This is a genomic window from Nocardioides sp. P4_G4 (genome assembly GCF_056401085.1).
Window position 1 is genome coordinate 1 of sequence record NZ_JBFUKA010000141.1, and the last position, 6,632, is coordinate 6,632.

General features: G+C 72.8%; 6 protein-coding genes and 1 pseudogene. 2 read left to right on the forward strand and 5 right to left on the reverse strand.

Features of this window, described 5'->3' with window-relative positions:
• The 4 genes and pseudogenes from AC1DQF_RS20775 to mce form a co-directional block, all read right to left on the reverse strand.
• Nucleotides 1-262: pseudogene (locus AC1DQF_RS20775) on the reverse strand (hypothetical protein); the annotation flags it as partial.
• 128 nt (nt 263-390) lie between these two features.
• Nucleotides 391-1,731 carry a crotonyl-CoA carboxylase/reductase gene (ccrA, locus tag AC1DQF_RS20780; RefSeq protein WP_477527130.1) on the reverse strand — a complete coding sequence of 447 codons (1,341 nt, stop codon included), beginning with the start codon at nt 1,729-1,731 and terminating at the stop codon, nt 391-393.
• A gap of 66 nt (nt 1,732-1,797) precedes the next feature.
• Nucleotides 1,798-2,655: an SDR family oxidoreductase gene (locus tag AC1DQF_RS20785; RefSeq protein WP_477527131.1), complete on the reverse strand. Its 858-nt coding sequence runs from the start codon at nt 2,653-2,655 to the stop codon at nt 1,798-1,800.
• A 4-nt stretch (nt 2,656-2,659) separates the two neighbouring features.
• Nucleotides 2,660-3,118, reverse strand: coding sequence for a methylmalonyl-CoA epimerase (gene mce, locus AC1DQF_RS20790; RefSeq protein WP_477527132.1), 459 nt, complete (start codon nt 3,116-3,118; stop codon nt 2,660-2,662).
• Nucleotides 3,119-3,245: 127 nt separating this feature from the next.
• Between mce and AC1DQF_RS20795 the strand changes: the two genes are divergently transcribed.
• A complete protein-coding gene (locus AC1DQF_RS20795) occupies nt 3,246-4,430 on the forward strand; it encodes an acetyl-CoA C-acetyltransferase (protein ID WP_477527133.1) in 1,185 nt (394 codons plus the stop codon).
• An 83-nt stretch (nt 4,431-4,513) separates the two neighbouring features.
• A complete protein-coding gene (gene meaB / locus AC1DQF_RS20800) occupies nt 4,514-5,446 on the forward strand; it encodes a methylmalonyl Co-A mutase-associated GTPase MeaB (RefSeq protein ID WP_477527135.1) in 933 nt (310 codons plus the stop codon).
• 13 nt (nt 5,447-5,459) lie between these two features.
• On the opposite strand, the gene AC1DQF_RS20805 is transcribed toward meaB, so the two are convergent.
• Nucleotides 5,460-6,455: an alpha/beta hydrolase gene (locus tag AC1DQF_RS20805; protein ID WP_477527134.1), complete on the reverse strand. Its 996-nt coding sequence runs from the start codon at nt 6,453-6,455 to the stop codon at nt 5,460-5,462.
• Nucleotides 6,456-6,632 lie beyond the last annotated feature (177 nt).

Here is a 6,632-nt window from a genome sequence, read left to right on the forward strand (position 1 = left end):
GCGCTGCCGCAGGGGCGGGCGCCGGGCGCGAGGAGGACGCCGGCGCCGCGGGGGCCGCGGCGCGGGTCCGCGTGGTCGGGGTCTCGTCGGCCGGAGGCACGGTGGGCATCACCTGCGTCGACTCGGCCGCGGACGCGTCGGCGGCACCGCCCTTCGAGCCGGCGGTGGAGTCGCTCACGGCCTCGCCGGTCGTCCCTCCGGGGAGCTCGGCGTCGTTGTCCGGCTCCTCGTCGAAGATGGACAGTCCCTGGTCGCGGCTCATGGTGGAGCACCCACTCTCTGCGTCGATCTGCGGTGAAGTCTGCGGTCGGCCCAGTCTGTCCGATGCCCGGGGACAAACACACCCCGGCTCGCGGAAACGATCCGCGAACCGGGGTGATGAATGTCTTCTCAGACGCCGCGGAAGCGGTTGATGGCGTCCTCGTGCTTCGCGCGCATCTCGTGGTCGCGCACGCCCTGGCCCTCCTCGGGGGCCAGGCACAGGACGCCGACCTTGCCCTGGTGGGCGTTCTTGTGGACGTCGAGGGCGGCCTGGCCGACCTGCTCGAGGCTGTAGGTCTTGGACAGGGTGGGGTGGATCATGCCCTTGGCGATGAGGCGGTTGGCCTCCCACGACTCGCGGTAGTTGGCGAAGTGCGAGGAGATGATGCGCTTGAGGTTCATCCACAGGTAGCGGTTGTCGTACTCGTGCATGTAGCCGCTCGTGGAGGCGCAGGTGGTGATGGTGCCGCCCTTGCGGGTGACGTAGACGGAGGCGCCGAAGGTCTCGCGCCCGGGGTGCTCGAAGACGATGTCGATGTCCTCACCGCCCGTGAGCTCACGGATCTTGGCGCCGAAGCGCTTCCACTCCTTGGGGTCCTGCTGGGTGCCCTCCTCGTTCCAGAAGCGGTAGTCCTCCTCGGAGCGGTTGATGATCAGCTCCGCGCCCATGGAGCGGGCGATGGCGGCCTTCTCCTCGTTGGAGACGACGCAGACGGGGGTGGCGCCGCCGTTGAGGGCGTACTGCGTGGCGAAGCCGCYCAGGCCGCCCGAGGCGCCCCAGATGAGGACGTTGTCGCCCTGCTTCATGTCGCCGCCGTTCTTGGAGACCAGCTGGCGGTAGGCGGTGGAGTTGACCAGGCCGGGGGAGGCGGCCTCCTCCCACGTGAGGTGGTCGGGCTTGGGCATGAGCTGGTTGGACTYGACCAGGGCGATGTCGGCCAGGCCGCCGAAGTTGGTCTCGAAGCCCCAGATGCGCTGCTCGGGGTCGAGCATCGTGTCGTTGTGGCCGTCGGGGCCCTCGAGCTCGACCGAGAGGCAGTGCGCGACGACCTGGTCGCCGGGCTTCCAGGCGTTGACGCCCACGCCGGTCTTGAGCACCACGCCGGCCAGGTCGGACCCGACGACGTGGTAGGGCAGGTCGTGGCGCTTGGTCAGCGGGGAGAGGCGGCCGTAGCGCTCGAGGAAGCCGAAGGTGGAGACCGGCTCGAAGATCGAGGTCCACACCGTGTTGTAGTTGATCGCGGAGGCCATCACGGCCACCAGGGCCTCGCCGGGACCGAGCTCGGGGAGGGCGACCTCGTCCACGTGCAGCGACTTGCGGGGGTCCTTGTCACGAGCGGCCAGGCCCTCGAACATGTCGACCTCGTCCTTGCGGACCACGGCCGCGCGGTAGGACTCGGGGAGCTCGAGGTGGGCGAAGTCGTCCGACGTGGCGTCTCCGGACTGGATGGCTTCGAGGATGGTGTGCACGTGTGTCTCCCTGGTGAGGCTGTCGTGGTGAGGCATCGGTGTCGCGATCGGGTGCGAAGGTACCGGTCAGTAACCAGCAGTGGCGAGAGGTGTGACGTAGTTACCACGACGAGGTGGGGAAACGCCGCGCCGTCGCAGGCGTCGCTGGGTGCGCCGACCGAGGAGCACCCCGAGCGCCAGACCGTGCTGCCCGAGCCGCGGGAAGGCGTCCACGACGCGCACCTGGGCCCCGCGCCAGCGGGGCACCGCGGTGACCAGCCGGGGCCGGTCGAGGACCCCGGCGACCGCGTGAGCCACCTGGTCGACGGTCAGCAGGGTCCCGGAGAAGGAGAGCGCGGCGCCCGGGTCGTCGAGCTTGTCGTGCAGCATCGGGGTCCAGATGCCGTCGGGGCACACGCAGCTGATCCGGATGCCGTCCAGCCCGGCCAGGCGCAGGTCGGCGACCGTGCTGAGGMTGAAGCCCAGCACCGCGTGCTTGGAGCCCGCGTAGACCCCCTCGCCCGGGACGGCCACCAGGCCGGCCAACGAGGCGACGTTGACGACGTGGCCCCGACCGGACCCCCGCATCGCGCCGATGGCGCTCACGGTGCCGTTGACGACGCCGAGGGCGTTGACCTCGACCATCAGGCGACGCTGCTCCGGCGTCTGCTCCCACGCCGGCCCGGTGACGAGCACCCCGGCGTTGTTGACCCACACGTCGAGCGAGCCGGTCCGCTCGACGGTCGCCGTGGCCGCCGCGTCGCACGCTTCCGCGTCCCGGACGTCGAGGCGGGAGGCGAAGGCGCCGGAGCCGATGCGGGCCGCGACCGCCGTGGCCGCCTCGAGGTCCACGTCGGTGACGTGCACGACGTGGCCCCGCTCGGCCAGCAGGGTGGCGATCCGGGCTCCGAGGCCCCGGCCGGCACCGGTGACGAGGGCTCCCACCGGGTCAGTGGGCGATCGGGGCCGGCTCGACGAGCTCGACGAGCACCCCGCCCGCGTCCTTGGGGTGGATGAAGTTGATGCGGCTCTCGGACGTGCCGCGTCGCGGGGCGTCGTACAGCAGGCGCACCCCGCGCTCCCGCAGGATGGCCGAGACGGCCTCCACGTCGGTGACCCGGTAGGCCAGCTGCTGCAGGCCGGGGCCGTTGCGGTCCAGGAACTTGGCGATCGTGGACTCCTCCGAGAGGGGCGCGAGGAGCTGGATGTGCGAGCCGGAGTCGCCCACGGCGACCATCGCCTCGCGCACGCCCTGCTCCTCGTTGGTCTCCTCGTGGGCCACGTGCATGCCGAAGGTGTCGCGGTAGTAGGCGATCGCCACGTCCAGGTCGGGCACGGCGATGCCCACGTGGTCGATCGCGGTGAACAGGTGCTCGGGGATCTCGAGGGGTGCGGTCATGGCCGACATCGTGGCAGGTGTCGCGCGGTGCGCGGCGTGATCCCCGCCACCCCGGACGCCGCGCGCGCGGGGCGGCGGTATCGTCACGAACAGAGCACGTCCGACAGATCGCTCACGTCGCCGGGAGGCCGCCCTCATGTCCAGTTCCGTCATCGTCGCCGGGGCCCGTACCCCCATCGGTCGCCTCCTGGGAGGCCTCAAGGACCAGTCCGCCGCCGACCTCGGCGGGGTCGCCATCCAGGGCGCCCTGGACAAGGCGGGGGTGTCCGGCGAGCAGGTCGACTACGTGATCATGGGCCAGGTCATCCAGGCCGGCACCGGCCAGATCACCGCCCGTCAGGCCGCCGTCAAGGGCGGGATCCCCATGGACGTCCCGGCCATCACGATCAACAAGGTCTGCCTCTCGGGCATCAACGCCATCGCGCTGGCCGACCAGCTGATCCGCGCCGGCGAGCACGAGATCGTCGTCGCCGGCGGGATGGAGTCGATGACCCGGGCGCCGCACCTGCTGCCCGGCTCGCGCTCCGGCTTCAAGTACGGCGACACGGCGCTCGTGGACTCGATGGCCTACGACGCCCTCCACGACCAGTTCACCGACCAGGCGATGATCAACCTCACCGAGGGCTCCAACTCGGCCGGCACCAACCTCACCCGCGAGGAGCAGGACGCGTTCTCGGCGCAGTCGCACCAGCGTGCGGCGCAGGCGTGGAAGAACGGCGTCTTCGACGACGAGGTCGTCCCGGTGACGATCCCGTCCCGCAAGGGCGACGTCACCATCAGCCAGGACGAGGGCATCCGCGCAGACACGACCGTGGAGTCGCTCTCCGGCCTGCGCCCGGTGTCCAAGGACGGCACCATCACCGCCGGCTCCGCCTCCCAGATCTCCGACGGCGCCTGCGCCGTCGTCGTGATGAGCAAGGCCAAGGCCGAGGAGCTCGGCCTCACCTGGCTCGCCGAGATCGGCGCCTCCGGGCAGGTGGCCGGCCCCGACTCGACCCTGCAGCTCCAGCCGGCCCGGGCCATCGAGAAGGCCGTGGCCAAGGAGGGCATCTCGGTCTCCGACATCGACCTCTTCGAGCTCAACGAGGCCTTCGCCGCGGTCGGCATCGAGTCGTCGCGCCAGCTCGGCATCAGCGAGGAGAAGGTCAACGTCAACGGCGGGGCCATCGCGCTCGGCCACCCGGTGGGCATGTCGGGCGCTCGCATCGTGCTGCACCTGGCCCTGGAGCTCCAGCGCCGCGGTGGCGGCACCGGCGCCGCGGCCCTGTGCGGTGGCGGCGGCCAGGGTGACGCGCTGATCATCCGGGTCCCGCAGGCGTGACCCCGGGCCCGGCCCGGCCGGGGGCCCTCGCCACCGCGGGTCCCGGCCGGGGACGGCGTCGTACGACGGCGTCGGTCCCCGACCTGGTCTCGCGGGCCCGGGAGGGCGACGCCCGGGCCGTCGCGCGGCTCATCTCCCTCGTGGAGGACGAGTCGCCGCTGCTCCGTGAGGTGATGGCGGGACTCGCTCCTCATGCCGGGCACGCCCAGGTCGTGGGCATCACCGGCTCCCCGGGGGTCGGCAAGTCCACCTCGACCAACGCGCTCGTCGGCGAGCTGCGTGCCGCCGGCAAGCGGGTCGGCGTGCTGGCCGTCGACCCGTCCTCGCCCTTCTCCGGCGGCGCCCTGCTCGGCGACCGGGTCCGGATGCAGGACCACGCCACCGACCCCGGCGTCTACATCCGCTCGATGGCGGCCCGCGGTCACCTCGGTGGCCTCGCCTGGACCACCCCGCAGGCCCTGCGTGTGCTCGACGCCGCCGGCTGCGACGTGATCATCGTCGAGACGGTCGGGGTGGGGCAGAGCGAGGTCGAGGTCGCCGGCCTCGCCGACACCACGCTCGTGCTGCTCGCCCCCGGCATGGGGGACGGGATCCAGGCCGCCAAGGCGGGGATCCTGGAGATCGGGGACCTCTACGTCGTCAACAAGGCCGATCGCGACGGCGCCGACCAGGTCCGCCGTGACCTGCGCTCGATGCTGGCGCTCGCCTCCCGCCCCGAGGGGGCGTGGAGGCCGCCGGTCGTGAGCACCGTCGCGGCCGGGGGCGAGGGGATCGACGGCGTGGTCGCGGAGATCGAACGGCACCGCGCGTGGCTGGAGTCGAGCGGCGAGCTGCAGCGGCGCCGTACCCGCCGGGCCCGCGACGAGATCGAGGCGATCGCGGTCACCGCGCTGCGGGCGCGGTGGGGCGACGTGCACGGGCGGGCCGAGCTCGACGGTCTCGCGGCCGCCGTGGTGGCGGGGGAGTCGGACCCGTACGCCGCGGCCGACGCACTGCTCGCGGGCATCGGGACCTGACCGGCCGTCCTGCTCACCCGGCCGGGGACTCCGCCGGAGGTGAGGACGTCGAGGCGACGAGCGCGATGCTGGCGTCCGCGATCTGCTCCTGCGCGTCCTGCCGGGTGACGGTCGGGACCCCGTCGCCGGGCTGGGCCCCGTAGTCACCGAAGAACGCGTGCACGGCGCCCTCGACGGCCACGAACGTGGTGGCGGCGGGCAGGTCGGCCCGGCTGGCCTCGATGTCGGCGGGCGTGGCCAGTCCGTCGCGGGTGCCCGACACGGAGGCCACCAGCAGGTTGCTCCGCCCGGCGAGCGACCCGAGCGGGTAGGACGCCCACAGGAGCAGGGCGTCGACCTCGTCCGCGTGGTCCTCCACGTACGACGACGCGGCGACGCCGCCGAGGCTGTGCCCGCCGACCGTCCAGGACTCGATGTCGGGATGGTCCTCGATGATGTCTCCGGGCGCGCCGGTCGCCGTGAAGCCGATGCCGAGAGGTTGCTTGACCACCACGACCAGGACCCCGCTGGCACTCACCCGGGTGAGCWGGGGGACGTAGGCGCGCGGGTCGACGCGCGCGCCCGGCTGGAAGACCAGCCCGGTCCGGGGCGTCGCACCGGTCGGGGTGAGCGTGATCCGGGTCGCCGTCGACGCCACCCGGACCTGCGAGGTGCCGTCCATGGCGTCCAGCGCCGTGCTCGACGCAGGTAACGGTCGCAGCCACTGCAGGGCCCCGAGGACCACCAGCGTCGCCACGAGGCCGCCGACCCGCCCGAGCGCGGCGAGCCAGGGGTGGCGCGAGCGCCGCGGGCGGTCCCACTGCCGCAGGCCACGGACCACGAGGAGCAGCCCGACGACCCCGGCCAGCGTGACCAGCACGGCGTACGCCGGGTGCCCGGCCACGAGCACGCCCGCGCGCGTGATCCAGATCCACGAGGCGACCGCGAGCCAGAGCGCCCCGACGAGAAGGGGCCACCACGGACGCGCCGGGCGGGTGCGGCGGGTCGTCGTCGGGGTGGGGTCGGTCATGTCCCGATGATCTCGCGCCGGCGAAGAATCGGGCATTACGACCACGCGGAGGCCGATCCGCTCCTATCTTCGCGGACATGAGGCTCCTCCACACCGCACTCGGCCTGGCCGTCGGCTCGCTGGCCCTGACCCTGGCCCCGGCCGCGGCGACCCCTGCTGCGCCGACCTCGGGTGGGG